Origin of the sequence: Geodermatophilus sp. DSM 44513 (assembly GCF_032460525.1) — a bacterium.
Classification (GTDB): domain Bacteria; phylum Actinomycetota; class Actinomycetes; order Mycobacteriales; family Geodermatophilaceae; genus Geodermatophilus.
On sequence record NZ_CP135963.1, the window covers coordinates 47,831 to 66,313 of the forward strand.

Sequence of the window (18,483 nt, forward strand, 5' to 3'; positions counted from 1 at the left end):
GCGGGTGGTCCGCAGCACCACCCGGCCCGGCCGGACCCGCCGGCGGATGACCCTGGGCCTGCTGCTGCTCGCCCCGCTGCCCATGGCCGCGGTCGTGCTCCGGCGCGAGGACTCCGCGCTGACCACCGCGCTGCAGTGGGTCGGCTTCGGGTGGCTGGGCGTCCTCTTCTACCTGTTCCTGACCCTGCTGGCCCTGGAACCCGTGCGCCTGCTGCTGCGCCGGCGGTTCGGCAGTGCGCCGAGCCCGGCGCCCGCCGGGGACGAGGAGGTCGTCCCGAGTGGGGGCCGGAGGCCTCCGCGCAGGGACGACGCAGCGGCTCCACGTGAGCCGGGGACGGCACCTGGCCGCGGTGCCGTCCGGCAGGACGGCGGTGTCATCGACCCTGGGCGCCGCCTCCTGCTAGCGCGCGGGCTGGCCGCCACGGCCGGGACGGTGGCGCTGGGCACGGCCGGGGTCGGCGCCTGGTTCGCGAACAGCCCGCCCGTCGTCCGGCGGGTGCCGGTGACCCTCGCCGGACTGGACCCGGCCCTGGACGGCCTGCGGATCGTCACCTTCTCCGACGGTCACCTCTCCGCGCTGTACGGCGGGCGGCGGTTCGAGCGCCTGGTGGACATCGTCAACGCCCAGCAGCCCGACGTCGTGGCGATCGTGGGCGACCTGGTCGACGGGGAGCTGGCCGAGCTGCGCGAGGAGGCCGCCCCGCTGGCCGACCTGGTCAGCCGGCAGGGCGTCTACTTCGTCACCGGCAACCACGAGTACTTCGTCGACACCGAGACCTGGCTGCGGCACCTGCCGACCCTCGGCGTCGAGGTGCTGCGCAACGAGCGGGTGCCGATCCGGCGGGGCGGGGCGTACGTCGACCTGGCCGGCATCGACGACCGGACGGCGCTGGGCTCCGGGGTGCCCGGCCACGGCGCCGACCTGGACGCGGCGCTGGACGGTCGCGACGACGCCGTCCCCGTGGTGCTCCTGGCCCACCAGCCGGTGCAGGTGGCCCAGGCCGCGGCCGCCGGGGTGGGCCTGCAGCTGTCCGGGCACACCCACGGCGGGCAGCTGTGGCCCTTCGACTACGCGGTGCGGCTGGACCAGCCGGCCGTGCAGGGCCTGTCCCGGGTCGGCGACACCCAGCTCTACGTCACGACCGGGGCGGGCTTCTGGGGTCCGCCGATGCGGGTCGGCGCCCGCCCCGAGGTGGCCGTCGTCGAGCTGCGCGCCCCCTGACGGTCAGAGCGTGCGCAGGACGTCGAGGGCCTCCGCGCAGACCTCCTCCAGCGGGCGCTCGCCGCCGGACTCCGCCCAGCGCAGCAGCGCCTGCGTGTAGACCGACAGGTAGGCGGCGAGCACGAGGGCGGCCGTGGCGTCGCGCTCGGCGTCCTCGCCCAGCGCGTCGAGGAACAGCTGGGCCGTGTGGCGCTCGAACTCCCCCGCCCGGTAGCGCAGGACCGGGGTGGCCGCGATGAGCCGCCAGCGGACCAGGGCGTCGGACCGGCGCTCCGGCGGCAGGCCGCAGAGGAACTGGCACAGCACGTCGCGCAGCCGCTCGGCGAACGGACGGTCGGCCGGCACCGCGGCGAGCAGGGCGACGACCTCCTCGCGCTGCGGCAACGCCATGACCAACTCGTCCTTGCCGGTGTAGTGCGCGTAGAACGTCGGCACCGACACGCCGGCGGCGTCGGCGATCCGGGCGATCGACACGGAGTCGTAGCCGTCGTCGACGAACAGGCGCAGCGCGGCGTCGTAGATCCGCCGGTGCGTGGCCGCGTACTGGCGGGCGCGGTGCGCCTGGGTCACGGTCGGCTCACCCCTCAGGTCCCGGCGGTCTCCCGCGGTCGGCCCCCGTGGCCGGGCGAGGACGCCGGGGGGATCCCATCATCCGAGCCGGACCGGCCGGGCACGCGGTCCCGTGACCCGTCCTGGTCAGGGGCAGACGTCTGAGATGACCAGACGTCTGCACCACCAGTACGGTCGGACGCGTGACCAGCGCCGTGTCCGGGCCGAAGTACCTCTCGGTCCGCGAGCACCTGCGCCGCCGGGTGTCCGCGCTGCCCGAGCACACGGTGCTGCCCCCGGAGCCGGTGCTCTGCGGGGAGTACGGGGTCAGCCGGATCACGCTGCGCCGCGCCGTCGACGGCCTGGTGGCCGACGGGCACCTGGTGCGCCAGCAGGGCCGGGGCACCTACGTGACCCGCCCGGCCATCCGGCACGAGTACCGCGAGAGCTTCGTGCACCGCATCGCCGGCTGGAGCTCGGTGATGACCGAGCAGGGCGCGCAGGTGGGCACCACGGTCCTCACCCAGCGGGTCGTCCCGGTGCAGCCGCCGGTCGCCACCGAGCTCGGCCTCGAGCCCGCGACCGACGTCGTCGAGCTGGTCCGGCTGCGCAGCGTCGACGGCGCCCCGAACCACGTGGCGCACAGCTTCCTGCCGGTGGCGCGGTACCCACGGGCGGCCGAGGCCGACCTGAGCGAGGGGTCGCTGTACGAGTTCCTCCGGCGCGAGTACGCCGCCGACCTCGCCCACGCCCGGATCGCCGTCGACGTCGGGACGGCGGCGCCGGAGGAGGCCGACCTGCTGCAGGTGGTCGCGGGCTCGCCGCTGCTGGTGGTCCGCACGACGGTCCGCGACAGCGCCGGGCACCCCCTCGTGCACAGCTTCTCCCGGCTGCGGCCCGACGTCAGCCAGGTGGAGTTCGAGGTCTCCGTCGGCGGCCGCTGAAGAGAGGACCCTCCTGCCCCCCACCGCTCGCGAGCTCGCGGCGGGCCCCTGCAGGAGGGCCGCCCGGAGAGGTCGCCAGCTACCGTCGACGGGGCCGCACCCGCCGTCCCCGGAGGTCCCATGCCCCAGCCGGTCACCGTCAGCGGCACCCGCGAGGTGCCGCACGAGCGGCGTCGGGTGTGGGAGGCGCTGGCCGTGCTCGCGCCCTACTGCGCGGTCTGCGACGTCTCCTACGTCGTCGACGGCGCGGGCCCGCCGCGCCGCGGGACGCGGTTCGTCTGCGTGCCCGGCCGCCTGGACGACGGGGTGCAGCCGCCCGCCGGCGCGCCGCAGGGCGAGATCGTCGAGTGGGTGCCGCGGGAACGGGTCACCACCCGGCTGCGGCTGACCCCCGAGACCTGGACGACCACGATCGAGCTCTCCGACGCCGGCCCCGGCGCCACCCGGGTGGACATCTCCGTCAGCCACGAGGCGCACTCCGGGGGGCGGCTGGTGCAGCGGGCCACCCAGCGGCTGATGCGCGGCGGCGTGCGCGAGATGGTGCAGCGCACGGTGGACGGCGAGCTGGACCGGCTCCCCGCGCACGTGGCGCAGTCACCCGCCCGGTGACCCCCGATCGTGTCGCCGCGTGTGTGGGCATGATCTTGGGGGTACAGGACCTCCCTGCACCGGCGGCACGCCCAGCACTGTGCAGGGACAGCGCACGCCGGTCGAGGTATGGGAGAGATGTGCCATGGAGATCATCGGTCTGATCGTCGCGGGTCTCATCATCGGCCTGCTCGGGAAGTTCGTCGCACCCGGCGCCAAGGACAACACGCCCATCTGGCTCACGATCCTCTGCGGCATCGGTGGGGTGCTCATCGGCTACTACGTGAGCGGCGCGCTGGGAGTGGCCGCCACCTCGGGCATCGACTGGGTGCGGTGGATCATCTCGATCGTCCTCGCCGCGGTGCTGGTCGTGGCGGCGTCCACGCTCACCGGGCGCAACAGCCGCGCCATCCGCTGACCGGCGGCCGGGGGGCTCCGCGGCTCGACGGAGCCCCCCGGCCCGGCCGGCCCAGCTGGGCCGGCGCCCGCTCCCGGACACCAGGAGGCACCCAGTGCAGGTCCTCGGGCTCGTCGCGGTCGGCCTGGTCATCGGGGTGCTGGCCCGCCTGGTCAAGCCCGGCCGGCAGCGCATGAGCGTGTTCGCCACGCTGGTGCTCGGGGTCGCCGGCGCGGTCATCGGCGGCCTCATCGCCGACTGGCTGGCCGTCGGCTCCATCACCGAGCTCAACGCCTGGGGCTTCCTGTTCGCCCTGCTCGTCGCGGTCCTGCTGATCGGCATCGCGGAGGGCGTGGCCGGCCGCAACCGGTCCGTCCGCGGCTGACCTGCGCCCCGAGGCGGCTCGGGGCTCGACGGCTCAGAGCTCGACGGAGTCCCCCGGCGCGAGCCGGCTGTAGGGGGTGGGGGTGCCGGGGCCGCCCTCGCCCAGCAGCGTCCCCACGACGCGCAGGCCGTCGTCGTTGAGCAACCCGTCGTGGACGGCGTACGCCTGGTCGGCGTCCACGGCGCGCACGTAGTCGACCACCTCGGACACCTTCGACCACGGCGCGTGCACCGGCAGCAGCAGCGTGGCCACCGGCTCGTCGGGGACGGTGAGCGCGTCACCCGGGTGGAACACCGCGCCGTCGACGAGGAAGCCCACGTTGGCGATCCGGGGCAGGTCCGGGTGGACGACGGCGTGCAGCTCACCGTGCACGTGCACCTCGAACCCGGCGGCGGTCACCGCGTCGCCGTGTCCCACGACGTGCACCCGCGGGCCCGCACCCGCCAGCCGCTCGGCGACCGAGCCGTTGGTCCAGACCTCCAGGGCCGGGTCGGCGTCCAGGGCGCGGCGCAGCACGTCGGGTGCGAGGTGGTCGGCGTGCTCGTGGGTCACCAGGACCGCGCTGGCCCCGTCCAGGGCCGCCGGGTCGGTGAAGGCGCCGGGGTCGATCACCAGCCGCCGGTCGCCCTCGCTGAGGACGACGCAGGCGTGGCCGTGCTTGGTGAGCTCCATGACCGCATCCTGCCCCGCGGCCGCCAACCCGCCGCCGGGTGGACTCCCTCACCCGTGGGGGTGAGACGGGCGTGGCGCCGCTCACCCCGCGGCCGCGGGGTGCCGACCTCGAGGGCATGAGCGCCCCCGCCGCCGTCCCCGCCAGCGTCTCCGCCACCGTGGTCGCCGCCCGCAGCCGCCCCCACGGCCCGACGTCCGCCCTGTGGCACGCCGTCGCGCTGCACCGCCCCATCGCCGAGGTCGACGGCGCCTGCGAGCTCACCGTCTGCGGCTCGCTGGCCCGCGTCGACGTCGAGCAGCCCTGGCCGACGCCGGCCCGCGACGTCTGCCCGGCCTGCGTCGTCCTCACCCGCTGAGGCCAGCCCCGCCCCGCCCGGACGGTGCTGGAACGGCCCCCTCGCAGGGGCCCGCGCCGAGCGGAGCGAGGCGTGGGGGCGAGGGGGTCCTCTCGTCAGCGCCCGGTGAACTCCGGCGGGCGCTTGGCCAGGAAGGCCTCGACGGCCTCCCGGTGGTCGGCGGTGCGGCCCAGCTCGGTCTGCAGCCGCGCCTCCAGCGCCAGGGTGTCCTCCAGCGAGTCGGTGGCCGCCGTCGCGAGCACGGTCTTGATCGCCCGGTGGGCGGCGGTCGGCCCGGCCGCGAGCCGCGCGGCCAGCGCCTGCGCCTCGGCCAGCACCCGCTCGGGCTCGACGACCCGGTGCACCAGCCCCCACTGTGCGGCGGTCTCGGCCAGGAACGGGTCGGGCAGCAGCAGCAGCTCGGCGGCCCGCGAGCCGCCCACGCAGTGCACCAGGCGGGAGGCGAGCGCGGAGTCGCTGGACAGCCCGATGCCGGCGAACGCGGTGGTGAACTTCGCGCCCGCGGCCGCGACCCGCAGGTCACCGGCCAGCGCCAGGCCCAGGCCCGCGCCGGCGCAGGCGCCGTTGACCGCGACGACCACCGGCACCCGCAGCCCCGCCACGGCCAGCACCAGCGGGTTGTACTGCTCCTCGACGACCGACAGCGAGGACGCCGCGTCCCCGCGCAGGGCCTCGACGTGCTCGCCCAGGTCCTGCCCGACGCAGAAGGCGCGCCCGGTGCCGGTGAGCACCACGGCCCGCACCGCGTCGTCGGCGGCGACCCCCCGGACGGCGTCGAGCAGCTCGCGCCGGGACCGGTGGGTCAGCCCGGCGCGCAGCATGGTGATCGTGGCGACCCCGCCGGCGTCCTCGCGGCTCACGGTCTCGGGCCCTGGTACGTCGGGCATCGTCGCCCTCCTCGTCGGTCGGTCGTCGTCCTGGCTCACCCCGCAGGGTCCTGGCTCACGACCGGCGGTGAGCGAGGACCCTGCGGGATCGGCTCAGCTGATCACCCGGCAGCCCGGTCGCGCAGCTCCCGGCGGAGGATCTTGCCGGTCGTCGTCTTGGGCAGCTCGTCGACCACCTCGACCGTGCGCGGGTACTTGTAGGCCGCCATCCGCTCCCGGGCGAACGAGATGACCTCCTCCGGGGTCACCGACGTGCCGGGCTTGAGCGACACGAACGCCTTCACCGACTCCCCGCGGTAGGCGTCCGGGACGCCGACCACCGCCGCCTCGCGCACCGCGGGGTGCCCGTAGAGGACGTCCTCGACCTCACGCGGCCACACCTTGTACCCGGCCGCGTTGATCATGTCCTTCTTGCGGTCGACCAGGTAGAACCAGCCGTGGGCGTCCATGAAGCCGACGTCGCCGGTGCGCAGCTCGCCGCCGGGCAGCGACTCCGCGGTCGCCTCCGGCCTGCCCCAGTAGCCGGGCACCACCTGCGGCCCGGAGGTGACGATCTCCCCGACCTCGCCGGGGGGCAGCTCCTGGCCGTCCTCGCCGAGGACCCGGACGACGGTGTTGCACACCGGCACCCCCACCGACAGCGCCCCGGAGTCCGGGTCCACCGGCGCCCGACGGCCCAGCGGCACCGCGTGCGAAGGCGAGTTGGTCTCGGTGAGCCCGTAGACGTTGTGGACGTAGAGGCCGGTCACCGCCTCGAAGGCGTCGGTGACGGCGGGGGCGATCGGCGCGCCGCCGGAGTAGACGGTGCGCAGCGAGGCGAAGTCCTCCCGGCCCACGCCGGGCACCCCGGACAGCGCGATGAACACGGTGATCGCCCCGACGGTGAACGTGGGCCGGTGCTCGCGGATGGCGTCCAGCACCACCTCGGGGTGGAAGCGGTGGGCCAGCACCAGCGGGCAGGGGGTGAGCAGCGCGACGGCGACGTGCCCGACCAGGCCGGTGATGTGGAACAGCGGCGCCACGCCCAGCACGCTGTCCTCCGGCGTCAGCCGCACCCAGTCCCGGTACACCTGCGCGTTGAACACGATGTTGGCGTGGGTGTTCATCGCCCCCTTGGGCACGCCCGTCGTCCCCGACGTGTAGGTCAGGACCGCCACGTCGTCCCCGCGCAGGGACGCCGGCTCCGGCCGCCGCCCCGCCGAGGTCGCCACAAGCTCCTCGAGGTCCAGGGTGCCCTCCGGCCGGGAGCGGACGACGCCGCCCAGCACCCGCTCGTCGTCCCGCGACTGCCGGTCCGTCCCCGAGCAGGTGACCACCGTGTGCACGTCGGTCCGCGGCAGGACGTCGCGGGCCACCGACGTGTACAGCTCCTCCAGGCACAGCAGCGCCGTGGCCCCGGAGTCGGTGAGCAGGTGGGTGAGCTCGCGGGCCTTGTTCATCGGGTTGATCGCCACCGCCGCGCCGCCGGCCTTCCACGCGCCGAGCAGCCCGATGATGAACGCCGGGTCGTTCTGCACGTAGAGGCCCATCCGGTCACCGGGGGCGAAGCCGGCGTCGGCCAGGCCCACGGCGAGGGCGTCGGAGGCGGCGTCGAGGTCGGCGAGGGTGAGGACGCCGTCGAAGTAGCGGATCGCCACGGCGTCCGGTGCGGCCGCCAGCGACGCCTGGAAGACCTCCAGCACGGTGGCGTGCCCGGGCGTGATGTCGGTCGGGGTGCCCTCCGGGTAGAGGGCCAGCCACGGCCGGTCGGTGTAGGCGCCCACGGCCGTCACCCCACCGCCGGCGGGTCGACCGGCGAACCGGTCGCGGCGACCAGGTGGTCCGGCGCGCCGACCTCCTCGTCCGGACCCCGCCCGCCCCGGTCGGTGGGCCCTTCGGCGAGCACCCCGGTCGTGCCGGGGACCGTGGTGGTCGGCGCCTCTCCCTCGGCCTGCTCGGCGGCGTCGGTCACGGGGGCCGTCCTCTCTCTCCGTCGGGCGGCCCCCTGGGACCGCCGGGGTGACCACCGTCACAGCCGGGCCGGGGTCCTGGCAAGCGCCGTCCCGGCACCCGGGACGGGCGGTGCACCGTCGGTGCACCAGCGGCGTGCGGACACGCGGCGGCCCGGTCGTCGTCGCCGGTTCGTGATGAACCGTTCCCCCCGCGGTGGCGCAGACCTGGGACCATCAGGGGCGCACGACGACGACACGCCCCCCGGGTGCACCGGTGCCCGGGTGCGTGTCCTCGGACGGGGGACGGGTCATCCAGGGTCGGGGGCTCCGGCGTCCCCGGGCCGTGCACGACGGCCGGGCACGGGCGGGGGGTGGGCCGCGGTGGTGGAGCCGGGCCGGCGCGAGGTGGGCGGGCGGTACGAGCTCGCCGAGCTGATCGCGGCCGGCGGCATGGGGCAGGTCTGGCGGGGCACCGACGTCCTGCTGGGCCGGCCGGTGGCGGTCAAGGTGCTGCGCAGCGAGTACACCGGCGACCCCACGTTCCGCGCGCGCTTCCGCGCCGAGGCCCAGCACGCCGCCGCGCTGAGCCACCCCCACATCGCCGCGGTCTTCGACTACGGCGAGACCGAGGCCACCGACGGCAGCGGCGAGACGCTGGCCTACCTGGTCATGGAGCTGGTCGAGGGCCGGCCGCTGTCGGCGGTGCTGCAGCGCCAGGGCCGGCTGTCGGCCGCCGAGACCCTCCTGCTGCTCGAGCAGGCCGCCTCCGCGCTGGCCGAGGCCCACCGGGTCGGGCTGGTGCACCGCGACGTCAAGCCGGGCAACATCCTGGTCCGCGACGACGGCAGCGTGACGATCACCGACTTCGGCATCGCCTGGTCGGCCGGCAGCGTGCCGCTGACCCGCACCGGCCAGGTGATCGGCACCCCGCAGTACCTCGCCCCGGAGGTGGCCGAGGGCCGGCACGCGCTGCCCGCCAGTGACGTCTACGCCCTGGGTCTGGTCGGCTACGAGTGCCTGACCGGCCACCCGGCGTTCCAGGGCGAGAACGCCGTCACCATCGCGCTCAAGCAGGTCCGGGAGGACCCGGACCCGCTGCCCGACGAGCTCCCCGCCGGCGTGCGCACGCTGATCCGGCGGGCCCTGGCCAAGGACCCCGCGGCCCGGATCCCCGACGGCGCGGCCTTCGTCGCCGCGGTGGAGGACGTGCGCGCCGGCCGGCCGCAGCCCGAGCCCCCGCCCACCCCGACCACCGTCCGGCTCGGCCCGCCGACCGGCCGGCACCGCGCACCGCGCCCCGGCGACCGGGCCGGCACGCACCGGCGCCGGCTGGCCGCCGTCCTCGTGCCGGTGGTGACCCTGCTGCTGGGCGCCGGCGCGGCCGCGGGCGTCTTCGCGGCCGTCTCCGCCGGTGGGGACGACCGCCGGCCCACCGTGGTCGCCGCCCGGACCGAGGACGCCCGCATCGTGCTCGCCACGGAGGACTACGTCGGCCGGCAGGTGGACGAGGCGGCACTGGCGCTGTCCGCGCTGGGGCTGCTCGTGCAGCGGGTGGAGGAGGTCACCTCGTCCGCGGGTCCGGGGCTGGTCACCGCCGTGGACCCGGCCGGGGCGCAGCTGCGGCCCGGCGACGCCGTGCGGCTGCTGTTCGCCGTCGCCCCCGAGCCCGTCCCCGTGCCGCCGCGCAGCTCCTCGCCGGCCACCCGGGTGTCCGACGGGTACGGCGCGGCGCGGTCGTCGGCGCCGGCCCCCGTGGAGGTCACACCGAGCACGCCGCCGCCCAGCACGGTGGAGGCGTCGCCGACGGGTGCGGAGCCGTCGCAGCCGCCGTCCCCGTCTGCCCCGCCGCCGGACCGCCCGGAGGAGACGCCCCCGTCGGCCCCGGCGCCCGAGGCACCCTGGGCCCCGCCGACGTCCGGGCCGGAGGGTGCCGACCCGCCGGAGGACGTCCCGGCCGAGGTGGCACCCCCCGCGGAGGAGCTCCCCGCCGCGGCGGAGCCGCCCGCCGACGACGGGTACCGGGACCGCAGCGACCGCTGACCCGGGGGCGTCAGCCGCCGTCCCGGCCGGGGGCCACCCACAGGGCCGCGCCCAGGGCGGCCAGCGCGGCGGTGAGGACGAAGCCGTGGTCGCTGTCGACGCGCGGGAGCACGACGAGCACCCAGAACGCCGCCGTGCCGGTGAGACCGCCGGCGGCCACCTGCCAGGCCGCGTCGGGACGCCGACGGGCCGCGGGCAGGAGCCGGCCGGCGAACGGCAGCACCCCGACGGCGGTCGCCAGGGTCGTGAAGACCGACCACAGCGGCGCCGCCGACCACAGCGGCAGCCCGCCGTCCCGGCCGGTCAGCAGACCGACCTGCAGCAGCAGCAGGGACAGCGCGACCAGCCCGGCGCCGGTGCGGGCCGCGCGCACCGCGCGGTCCGGGCGTGCCGGGTGCACGCCGGCGGGAGCGGGGGACCCGGGGTCGCCCGGGCTGCGCGGCGCCGGCGGCTCGGGGCGGGGGGTCGGCTGCGGCACGGTCGCTCCTCGCTCGGGCGCACGGGCGGGGACCGGCGCGGCGGTGGGCCGGTCCGTCCCCCGACGGTAGCGGGCGGCCCCGCCGACGGGCACGGCACGCGGGCCGGCCGGGGGCTCACTAGGGTCGGCCGGGTGGCCGTGCGCGCGGGGATCGTCGTCACCGGGACCGAGGTCCTCACCGGCCGGGTCGCCGACCGCAACGGCCCGTGGCTGGCCGAGGAGCTGCGCCGCCTGGGCGTCGACGTCGGCGCGGTGCTCGTCGTCGGCGACCGGCCCGCGGACCTGCGCGGCGCGCTGCGCTTCCTCGCCGGCGAGGACCTGGTCATCACCACCGGGGGGTTGGGCCCCACCGCCGACGACCTGACCGCGGAGGTCGTCGGCGAGGTGCAGGGCCGCCCGTCCGCGGTGGACCCCACGCTGGAACGAGAGATCGCCGCGATCGTCGAGCGGCTGATGGCCCGCCGCGGCTGGCGCGCCGACCCGGAGGCGACGGCGGCCGGCGTCCGCAAGCAGGCGCTGGTGCCGGACGGCGCGGCGGTGCTGGCGCCGGTCGGGACCGCGCCGGGTCTGGTCGTCCCGCCGGCCGACGGGCGGGACGGGCCGGTGGTCGTCGTCCTCCCCGGGCCGCCGTCGGAGCTGCAGGGCATGTGGCCGGCGGCCCTGGCCGCCGCACCGGTGCAGGCGGCGCTGGCCGGCCGCGAGGAGCTGCGGCAGGAGACGCTGCGGCTGTGGGGGACGCTGGAGTCCCAGCTGGCCGCCACGCTGCGGCAGGCGGAGTTCCCCGGCCTGGAGGTCACGACCTGCCTGCGCGACGGCGAGCTGGAGATCGTCACCCGCTTCGGCCCGGACGCGCAGCCGGAGTACGACCGGCTGGTCGCGGCGGTGACGGAGGCGCACGGCCCGACGCTGTTCTCCACCGGCCCGACGGTCGACGAGGTCGTCGCCTCGGCGTTCGCCGACCGCGGGCTCACCGTGGCGACGGCGGAGTCGTGCACCAGCGGGCTGCTGGTGGCCCGGCTGACCGAGCGGGCCGGGTCCTCGGCCTGGGTGCTGGGCGGGGTGGCGTCCTACGCCAACTCGGCCAAGGAGGCGCTGGTCGGCGTCCCGGCGGAGCTGCTGGCGGCCCACGGGGCGGTGAGCCCGCAGGTGGCGGCCGCCCTGGCCGACGGTGCGCGGGCCCGCTTCGGGGCCGACGTCGGTATCGGCATCACCGGCATCGCCGGCCCGGGTGGCGGGTCGGCGGACAAGCCGGTCGGGACCGTGCACCTGTGCGCCGTCGGCCCGTCGTCCGAGCGGCTGCCGCGCTCGGTCGTGCTGCCGGGCTCGCGGTCGGCCGTGCGCGAGCGGTCGGTGTCCCTGGCGGTGCACCTGCTGCGGCAGCTGCTGCTCGGCGGCCCGCCGGCGTGACGGCGTGGAGCTCCTGACTCCGTCCGCCCGGTCGCTCGTCGCGTACGGCAGCGGTGGGGTGGAGCTCGTGCGGGCGGCGGTGGTCCCGGGGTCGCAGGACGGGTTCGCGGTGGACGTCGTCCGGCTGGCCCCCGGCGGCGTGATCGGCCGGCACCCCACCCGGTGGTGGCTGCTCTTCCTCGTGGTCGAGGGCGCCGGCTGGGTGTCCGGGCCGCCGGGGGAGCGGCGCCCGCTGCGGGCCGGCGAGGCGGCCCTGTGGGCGCCGGGTGAGGAGCACGCGTCCGGGTCGGCCGACGGGCTGGTGGCCGTCGTCGTGCAGTGCCGCACCCGGCCCGTGCCGACCAGCGAGGAGACGCCGTGACGGTCCTGACCCTGCACGCCACCGGGCCCGAGGCGCCGGCCGAGGCCTGGGAGCGCTACGTCCTCCCGGCCCGCTGGCCGCAGTGGGCGCCGCAGATCACCGGGGTCTCCGTGCCCGTCGACCGGCTGGCCGCCGGGGTGCGCGGGCGGGTGCACGGCCCGCTGGGGGTGAGGCTGCCGTTCCTCGTCGAGACGGTCGACGAGGCGGCCCGGCAGTGGTCGTGGACGGTGTCGGCCGGGCCGGTGCGGCTGCACCTGCTGCACTGGGTGAGCGCCGCCCCGGACGGCGGGAGCACCACCGGGCTGCGGGTGAGCGGCCCGGCGCCGGTGGTGCTCGGCTACGCCCCGCTGGCCCGGCTGGCGATCGGCCGGCTGGTCCACCCGCTGCGCTGAAGCCGCTCGTACACCACGACCGGGACGTCGGCCGGGGTCACGTCCTCGCGGTGCACCCGGAAACCGAGCCGGGTCGCCAGGGCGTGGCTGGGGCCGTTGTCGGGGTGGACGACCGCGGTGAGGCGCGGCAGGCCGAGTTCGCCGAACGCGACCTGCAGCCAGGCGCCGGCGGCCTCCGTGGCCAGACCGCGGCCCTGCGCGTGCCGGGCGAGGACGTAGCCGAGCTCGACCTCGTCCCACGCCGGCCACGGGTGCAGCCCCGCCCGGCCGAGGAGGTCCCCCGTCGCACGGTCGAGCAGCGCGCTCTGCCCGAAGCCACGCTCGCGCCAGACCGCCTCGAAGCGCTGCACCTGGGCGGCGGTGCCCTCGGCGTCGAGCGCCGAGCCGCCGACGTACCGGGCCACCTCGGGGTCGGCGTACACCCGCGCGAGGGCCGGGGCGTGTTCCCTGGACAGCGGCGGCATCAGGAGCCGGGACGTCTCCAGCTGCACGTGCGCACGGTATCCGGCCACCAGTCGGCGCTGGGGTGTCCAGACCATCGGGACATCTGTGGACAGACGTCTGACCTGGGGATTCGTGAGGATCACGGCCCTCGTCTGCGGTAGACTTCGAACACGTGATCGGGCCGGTGGGAGGGGTGTTCGTGGACGAGCTGCTGGCCTCCGTCGATGCTCTGGCCGCCGAGGACCTGACCCCGCTGTTCGGCCCCGCGCTGCTGGAGCGGCTGCGCCCGCTGCTGGTGGCGCAGAACCGGATCGCTGCGGAGATCGCCCGCACGGTGGCCGAGTGCGACGGCGTCGGTGCCGCCGAGCACGACGGCCTGACGACCATGGGCTCCTGGCTGCGCGGCCACGGGCACCTGTCGGACTCCGAGGCCGCCCGGGTGGTGCGCGCCGGTCGGGCCTTGGGGCAGCTGCCGGTGATGGCTGCGGCGTTCGCCGCCGGGGAGGTCACCGCCGAGCAGGCGGCGGTGCTGGGCGCCATCGCCGAGCCCCGGATGCTGGCCCTGGCCGCCGACCAGGGCGTCGATGTGGCCGCGTTCGACGAGCTGCTCACCGGGGTGGCCCGCACCCGCCCGTACGCCGACACCACCCGGGCGGTGCGGCACTACGCCGACCGCCTGGACGCCGACGGCCCCGAGCCCGACCCCACCGAGGGCCGCCGGTTGTCGATCACCCGGCACGCCGACGGGTCGATCAGCTTCCGCGGGGACCTGGACGCCGTGGGCGGGGAACGGTTCACCACCGCGGTCGAGGCGATCACCCAGGCCGGCCGCTGCGCCGCAGACCAGCGCACCCGCACCCAGCAGCAGGCCGACGCGCTGGTGCAGCTGTCCGACACCGCCCTGGCCACCGGCGCGCTGCCGGTGCTGCGCGGGCACAAGCCACAGGTCATCGTCACCATCGGCATCGCCGACCTGGTCGACGCCGCCACCGGCCCGGGTGCCGGCCGGCTGGCCTCCGGGGCGCTCATCTCCGCCGCCCGGGCCCGCTGGCTGGCCTGCGACGGCGCGGTCACCCGGGTGGTGATGGGTCCCGACGGGACCCCGCTGGACCACGGCCGCACCCTGCGCCTGGTCCCACCCCACCTGCGCCGCGCCGCCGAGGTCCGCGACGGCGGCTGTGTGTTCGCCGGCTGCAGCGCACCCACCGGGTGGTGCGACGTGCACCACCTGCTCGAGTGGGCCAACGGCGGGGAGACCTCGTTGGCCAACTCCGCGCTGCTGTGCGAACGCCACCACACCAAGGTCCACCACGGCTTCCGCGTCGAACGCGACACCGACGGCCGCTGGCACACCTGGCGCCCCGACGGCACCCAGATCCGCACCGGACCGTGGACCACCGGACCACCGATGAGCGGCGCCGCCTGACCGGGGTGCCGCGACCGACCGCGCGTTCCACGTGGAACGCGCGGCTGTCGTGCGTGCTCGTCGGCAACGCCCGTCTGATGGCCGGCTCGCTCACCATGAACGAGCTGGCCGGTCCCGCCGTGGGCGCCGCACTGTTCGTCGCCGGGACGGCGTGGCCGTTCGCCGCGCAGGCCGTGCTGCCCGCACTGGCCGCGCTGCTCCTCTCGCGCATGCGGCTGCCGGCGCACGAGCAGTCGGTGCAGCGCGCCCACGTCCGCCGGGACGTCGCCGAGGGGTTGCGCTGGACGTGGGGCAACGCCGCGGTCCGCACGCTGACCCTCACCATCGTCAGCTTCAACGTCACCTTCGGCGCCGCCTGGGCGGTGCTGGTGCTCTACGCCGACCAGCGGCTCGGCCTCGGCCCGGTCGGCTACGGCCTGCTCACCTCCGTGGGCGCCCTCGGCGGCATCGTCGGGACGGTGTCCTACGACCGGCTCGAGCGGCGCCTGGGCCTGGCCACCCTCATGCGCGTCGGGCTGGTGATCGAGACCCTGACCCACCTGGCGCTCGCCGTCACCACCACGGCCTGGGTCGCGATGGTGGTGATGGCCGTCTTCGGCGCCCACGCCTTCGTCTGGGGGACGACGGCCCGGACGGTGCGGATGCGCGCCGTCCCGCTCGGCCTGCAGGGCCGCGTCGGCAGCCTCTACGCCATGGGCGTCTACGGCGGCATCCTGCTCGGGCAGCTGGCCGGCGGGCTGATCGCGCGCGCCTGGGGAGTCACCGGGACGTTCTGGTTCGGCTTCGTCGGCTCCGCGGTGGTCCTCGCCCTCATCTGGCCGCAGCTCGGGCACGTCGCCCACGCCGGGGAGGAGGGTGGCGTTCCGTCACGCTGACGGCAACGGCGCAGGTGGGAGAGCCGTCCGTCGCAGTTCCGGTGCGCAGCGTGACGGAACTGTGCCGTTCCCGCTCCCAAACGACACGCGTGTGGTTACCCTCGGTGGCGCATCGGACGCCCGGCGCCGTCGAGGGCGGCCGCGGGGCGGAGTCCCCGCCGGGGGGGACTTGCGTGTGCCGCCGGGGGAGAAGGAAGCGGGCAGGGTGCAGTCACGGGTGCACGTCGACACGGACGACCCGCTGTCCACCGTGCCGGACGGCGTGTACCGGATCGACCGCGCCTGGCGCTTCACCTACGTCAACGCCGCCGCCGCGGAGCTGGTGGACCGCCACCCGGAGGACCTGGTCGGCCGGCGCACCGCGGACTGCTTCCCGACGGCCACCGGCTCGTTCATCGAGGCCGAGTGCCGCGCGGCCTTCGCCGACGGCCAGGCGCGGTGCTTCACCTACTTCCACCCGCCGCGCGGCCGCTGGTTCGAGATCCGGGCCTTCGCCGACCCCGACGGGCTCACCGCCTTCGTCCGCGACGTCGACGACGAGCACCGCAGCGCCCAACAGCGCGCCGAGCGGGTGGCGCAGCTGACCGCCGTCCTGGAGGCACTGCCGCAGGCCACCGTGCTGCTCGACGGCGACGGGCGCATCGCGTCGGTGAACCGGAGCTGGACGGAGACCGGGCTCGCCATCCGGGACGCCGGACTGCGGCCCGGCGTGGTCGGGGACCGCTACCTCGACGTCCTGTCCCAGCACCTGACGCCGGAGGACCGGCGGCTCATCGGCGCCGGCATCCGCGGACTGCTCGCCGGCGGGCGGGCGGTGGGCGCCCGCCCCTTCGTGCACGATTACGCGCACGCGATGGGCTCCGAACGCGGCTACGTCCGCCTGCAGGCCGCCCGGGTGGAACCGTCCGGCCAGGTCGTCGTCACGCACGCCGACATCACCGAACGCGTGCGCGACCAGCAGGCCCTGGCATGGCGGGCTGCCCACGACGACCTCACCGGCCTGCCCAACCGCGCCCGGGTGCTCGAGCTCGTCGGCGACGCCCTGGACGACGACCCCGACCAGGTGGCGCTGCTGCTCCTGGACCTCGACGGCTTCAAGGGGGTCAACGACTCCCTCGGTCACGAGGTCGGTGACGAGCTGCTGCGCCAGGTCGGCGCGCGGCTCACCGCACGAGTACGCCCCGGCGACGCCGTCGGGCGGCTGGGCGGTGACCAGTTCGTCGTCCTGGCCCGCGGCTGCGACACCGCCGAGGCGGCGGCGCTGGCCTTCCGGCTGCGGACGGCGCTGTCCCAGCCCTTCACCGCCGAGGGCATCCCGGTCCCGCTGACCGCCAGCATCGGGGTCGCCACGGCCCAGCCCGGCGGTGACCCGGTGCACCAGCTGCTCAGCGGCGCCGACACCGCCGCCTCCGCCGCGAAGGGCGCCGGCCGCGACCAGGTGCACGTGTTCTCCCCCGGGCTGCGGGAGGCCGCGCGCTGGCGGCTGGAGGTGGCCAACCGGCTGCGGGACGGCGCCGTCGACGAGTTCGTCGTCCACTACCAGCCGGTGGTCCGGGTGGACACCGGCGAGCTGGAGGGGGTGGAGGCGCTGCTGCGCTGGCAGCACCCCCAGCGCGGGCTGCTGGCCCCCGACGCCTTCCTCTCCGTGGCGGAGGAGACCGGCCAGCTCATCCCGATCACCCGCTGGCTGCTCGGCGAGACGACGCGGCAGGCCGCCGCCTGGGCCGCGCAGGGCCTGCCGCTGCGCATGGCGGTCAACATCAGCGCCCGGCACTTCTCCACCGAGACACTGGTGCGCGACGTGCGGGTGGCGCTGCACGACTCCGGGTTGGCCCCGGAGAAGCTGGTGCTCGAGCTGACCGAGACCAGCGTCGCCGAGGACCCCACCCGCGCCGAGGACCAGCTGGCGCTGCTGCAGAGCTCCGGCGTCGTGGTGGCCATCGACGACTTCGGGACCGGCTGGTCCTCGCTGGCCCAGCTGCTCGCCCTGCCCATCGGCACCCTCAAGATCGACCGGTCGCTGATCACCGCCGCCGCCCGGCTGGCCGCGGGCGGCAGCGGGCCGGTGCTGGCCGCGATCGTCGCGCTGGCCCGTACCATGGGCATCCGCTCGGTCGCCGAGGGGGTGGAGACCCCCGCGCACCTGCAGATGGTCCGGGAGGCCGGCTGCGAGCTGGCCCAGGGCTACCTCCTGGCCCGGCCGATGCCGGCCGCCGACGTCCCCCGCTGGGCGTCCCGGGTGCGCGCCGCCGGCGGCGACTCGTGCGCCCTGGCGCTGCGCAGCGGCGGGTACTGACCGGACCGGTGCGAGCCCCCCGACTGCGCCGCCGGACGCCGCGCCGGGCCACCTCCCCGGCCGGTCCGCCACGCTGGACGGCGGTGCCGCCCGTCGGTTAGCGGGCGCCGGCGGGGCAGACTGCCCCCGTGACCGCCGTGGACGCAGCCGCCGAGACGACAGCCGGGCCCGACGCCCCCGACGGCCGGGAGCGCCCCGCGCTGGACCTGCTCATCTGGGACGCGCCCAACATCGACATGACCCTCTCCACGGTCATCGGCGCCCGACCCACCGCGGAGACCCGGCCCCGGTTCGACGCGATCGCCGCCTGGTTCGTCCAGGGCGCCGGCGACCCGGGCACGGTCGGGGCGGCCGGTGACGTGCCGGAGGTCGAGGCGTGCGTCTTCGCCAACATCCCGCCCGTGGTGGGCAGCCTGCAGCGCTGGGTGGAGGCGCTGCGCAGCTTCGGCTACGCCGTCTTCGCCCGGCCCAAGCAGCAGCCCGACGACGACATCGACCAGGCCATGCTCGACCACATCGACGTCCGCCGGCACAGCCACCGGCTGCGCCGGCTGGTCGTCTTCTCCGGCGACGGGCGCAACTTCGCCGAGCCGCTGGAGGAGCTGGCCCGGGCCGGCACCCGGGTGACCGTGGTGGCCTTCAGCGAGGTCGCCGGCTACGCGATCAGCTCCGAGCTGCTGGAGTTCATCGACATCGAGGACGTGCCCGGCGCCTTCGCCGTCCCGCTGGACCGGGTGCGCCTGGACGCCCTCCCGGCCGACGGCGCGTGGCTGCGGCCCACCCGCAGCCTGCGCGACTTCGTCACCTCCTACGTGCGCCGCAACGGCTGACCT

21 protein-coding genes are annotated in these 18,483 nt (G+C 76.5%); 14 read left to right on the forward strand and 7 right to left on the reverse strand.

What is annotated here, in order from left to right:
- Nucleotides 1-4 precede the first annotated feature (4 nt).
- The gene (locus RTG05_RS00230; protein ID WP_315912160.1) at nt 5-1,222 is read left to right on the forward strand and encodes a metallophosphoesterase; all 1,218 of its coding nucleotides are present in this window, start codon (nt 5-7) and stop codon (nt 1,220-1,222) included.
- 3 nt (nt 1,223-1,225) lie between these two features.
- Here the strand turns inward: RTG05_RS00230 and RTG05_RS00235 are convergent, their stop codons facing one another.
- Complete coding sequence (locus RTG05_RS00235) at nt 1,226-1,792, reverse strand: TetR/AcrR family transcriptional regulator (protein WP_166526959.1); 567 nt, start codon at nt 1,790-1,792, stop codon at nt 1,226-1,228.
- 182 nt (nt 1,793-1,974) lie between these two features.
- Between RTG05_RS00235 and RTG05_RS00240 the strand changes: the two genes are divergently transcribed.
- From RTG05_RS00240 to RTG05_RS00255, 4 genes are all read left to right on the forward strand, one after another.
- Nucleotides 1,975-2,715: a GntR family transcriptional regulator gene (locus tag RTG05_RS00240; RefSeq protein ID WP_315912161.1), complete on the forward strand. Its 741-nt coding sequence runs from the start codon at nt 1,975-1,977 to the stop codon at nt 2,713-2,715.
- Between the two features lie 120 nt (nt 2,716-2,835).
- Nucleotides 2,836-3,324: an SRPBCC family protein gene (locus RTG05_RS00245; RefSeq protein WP_166526960.1), complete on the forward strand. Its 489-nt coding sequence runs from the start codon at nt 2,836-2,838 to the stop codon at nt 3,322-3,324.
- 124 nt (nt 3,325-3,448) lie between these two features.
- Nucleotides 3,449-3,721 carry a GlsB/YeaQ/YmgE family stress response membrane protein gene (locus tag RTG05_RS00250; protein WP_166526961.1) on the forward strand — a complete coding sequence of 91 codons (273 nt, stop codon included), beginning with the start codon at nt 3,449-3,451 and terminating at the stop codon, nt 3,719-3,721.
- 94 nt (nt 3,722-3,815) lie between these two features.
- The gene (locus RTG05_RS00255; RefSeq protein ID WP_166526962.1) at nt 3,816-4,085 is read left to right on the forward strand and encodes a GlsB/YeaQ/YmgE family stress response membrane protein; all 270 of its coding nucleotides are present in this window, start codon (nt 3,816-3,818) and stop codon (nt 4,083-4,085) included.
- A 33-nt stretch (nt 4,086-4,118) separates the two neighbouring features.
- Here the strand turns inward: RTG05_RS00255 and RTG05_RS00260 are convergent, their stop codons facing one another.
- Nucleotides 4,119-4,757: an MBL fold metallo-hydrolase gene (locus tag RTG05_RS00260; RefSeq protein ID WP_166526963.1), complete on the reverse strand. Its 639-nt coding sequence runs from the start codon at nt 4,755-4,757 to the stop codon at nt 4,119-4,121.
- A gap of 71 nt (nt 4,758-4,828) precedes the next feature.
- Between RTG05_RS00260 and RTG05_RS00265 the strand changes: the two genes are divergently transcribed.
- Nucleotides 4,829-5,113: a hypothetical protein gene (locus RTG05_RS00265; protein ID WP_315912162.1), complete on the forward strand. Its 285-nt coding sequence runs from the start codon at nt 4,829-4,831 to the stop codon at nt 5,111-5,113.
- 95 nt (nt 5,114-5,208) lie between these two features.
- Here the strand turns inward: RTG05_RS00265 and RTG05_RS00270 are convergent, their stop codons facing one another.
- From RTG05_RS00270 to RTG05_RS00280, 3 genes are all read right to left on the reverse strand, one after another.
- Complete coding sequence (locus RTG05_RS00270) at nt 5,209-6,000, reverse strand: enoyl-CoA hydratase-related protein (RefSeq protein ID WP_166526965.1); 792 nt, start codon at nt 5,998-6,000, stop codon at nt 5,209-5,211.
- Nucleotides 6,001-6,101: 101 nt separating this feature from the next.
- Nucleotides 6,102-7,763, reverse strand: coding sequence for an AMP-binding protein (locus tag RTG05_RS00275; RefSeq protein WP_166526966.1), 1,662 nt, complete (start codon nt 7,761-7,763; stop codon nt 6,102-6,104).
- Nucleotides 7,764-7,768: 5 nt separating this feature from the next.
- The gene (locus RTG05_RS00280) at nt 7,769-7,951 is read right to left on the reverse strand and encodes a hypothetical protein (protein WP_166526967.1); all 183 of its coding nucleotides are present in this window, start codon (nt 7,949-7,951) and stop codon (nt 7,769-7,771) included.
- Between the two features lie 361 nt (nt 7,952-8,312).
- Between RTG05_RS00280 and RTG05_RS00285 the strand changes: the two genes are divergently transcribed.
- Complete coding sequence (locus RTG05_RS00285) at nt 8,313-9,971, forward strand: serine/threonine-protein kinase (protein ID WP_208104722.1); 1,659 nt, start codon at nt 8,313-8,315, stop codon at nt 9,969-9,971.
- A gap of 10 nt (nt 9,972-9,981) precedes the next feature.
- On the opposite strand, the gene RTG05_RS00290 is transcribed toward RTG05_RS00285, so the two are convergent.
- The gene (locus RTG05_RS00290; protein WP_315912163.1) at nt 9,982-10,449 is read right to left on the reverse strand and encodes a hypothetical protein; all 468 of its coding nucleotides are present in this window, start codon (nt 10,447-10,449) and stop codon (nt 9,982-9,984) included.
- Between the two features lie 132 nt (nt 10,450-10,581).
- On the opposite strand from RTG05_RS00290, the gene RTG05_RS00295 reads away from it, so the two are divergent.
- From RTG05_RS00295 to RTG05_RS00305, 3 genes are read left to right on the forward strand one after another with little or no spacing between them, the layout of a single operon-like run.
- On the forward strand, nt 10,582-11,856 hold the full coding sequence (locus RTG05_RS00295; RefSeq protein ID WP_166526969.1) for a competence/damage-inducible protein A: 1,275 nt from the start codon (nt 10,582-10,584) through the stop codon (nt 11,854-11,856).
- 4 nt (nt 11,857-11,860) lie between these two features.
- On the forward strand, nt 11,861-12,217 hold the full coding sequence (locus RTG05_RS00300; RefSeq protein ID WP_166526970.1) for a cupin domain-containing protein: 357 nt from the start codon (nt 11,861-11,863) through the stop codon (nt 12,215-12,217).
- Entirely contained in the window at nt 12,214-12,609 is a 396-nt protein-coding gene (locus RTG05_RS00305; RefSeq protein ID WP_166526971.1) for an SRPBCC family protein, read from the forward strand. The genes RTG05_RS00300 and RTG05_RS00305 overlap by 4 nt, the downstream gene beginning before the upstream one ends.
- Here RTG05_RS00305 and RTG05_RS00310 read toward each other — a convergent pair.
- The gene (locus RTG05_RS00310; protein ID WP_166526972.1) at nt 12,555-13,100 is read right to left on the reverse strand and encodes a GNAT family N-acetyltransferase; all 546 of its coding nucleotides are present in this window, start codon (nt 13,098-13,100) and stop codon (nt 12,555-12,557) included. The genes RTG05_RS00305 and RTG05_RS00310 overlap by 55 nt on opposite strands.
- 152 nt (nt 13,101-13,252) lie before the next feature.
- Here RTG05_RS00310 and RTG05_RS00315 point away from each other — a divergent pair, with 152 nt between their 5' ends.
- From RTG05_RS00315 to RTG05_RS00330, 4 genes are all read left to right on the forward strand, one after another.
- Entirely contained in the window at nt 13,253-14,479 is a 1,227-nt protein-coding gene (locus RTG05_RS00315) for an HNH endonuclease signature motif containing protein (RefSeq protein ID WP_166529389.1), read from the forward strand.
- Between the two features lie 53 nt (nt 14,480-14,532).
- Nucleotides 14,533-15,354 (forward strand): MFS transporter, encoded by an 822-nt coding sequence (locus RTG05_RS00320; RefSeq protein WP_315912164.1) that lies wholly within the window; start codon nt 14,533-14,535, stop codon nt 15,352-15,354.
- A gap of 217 nt (nt 15,355-15,571) precedes the next feature.
- Entirely contained in the window at nt 15,572-17,650 is a 2,079-nt protein-coding gene (locus tag RTG05_RS00325; protein WP_315912165.1) for a putative bifunctional diguanylate cyclase/phosphodiesterase, read from the forward strand.
- Between the two features lie 128 nt (nt 17,651-17,778).
- The gene (locus RTG05_RS00330; protein WP_315912166.1) at nt 17,779-18,480 is read left to right on the forward strand and encodes an NYN domain-containing protein; all 702 of its coding nucleotides are present in this window, start codon (nt 17,779-17,781) and stop codon (nt 18,478-18,480) included.
- The last annotated feature ends 3 nt before the right edge of the window (nt 18,481-18,483 follow it).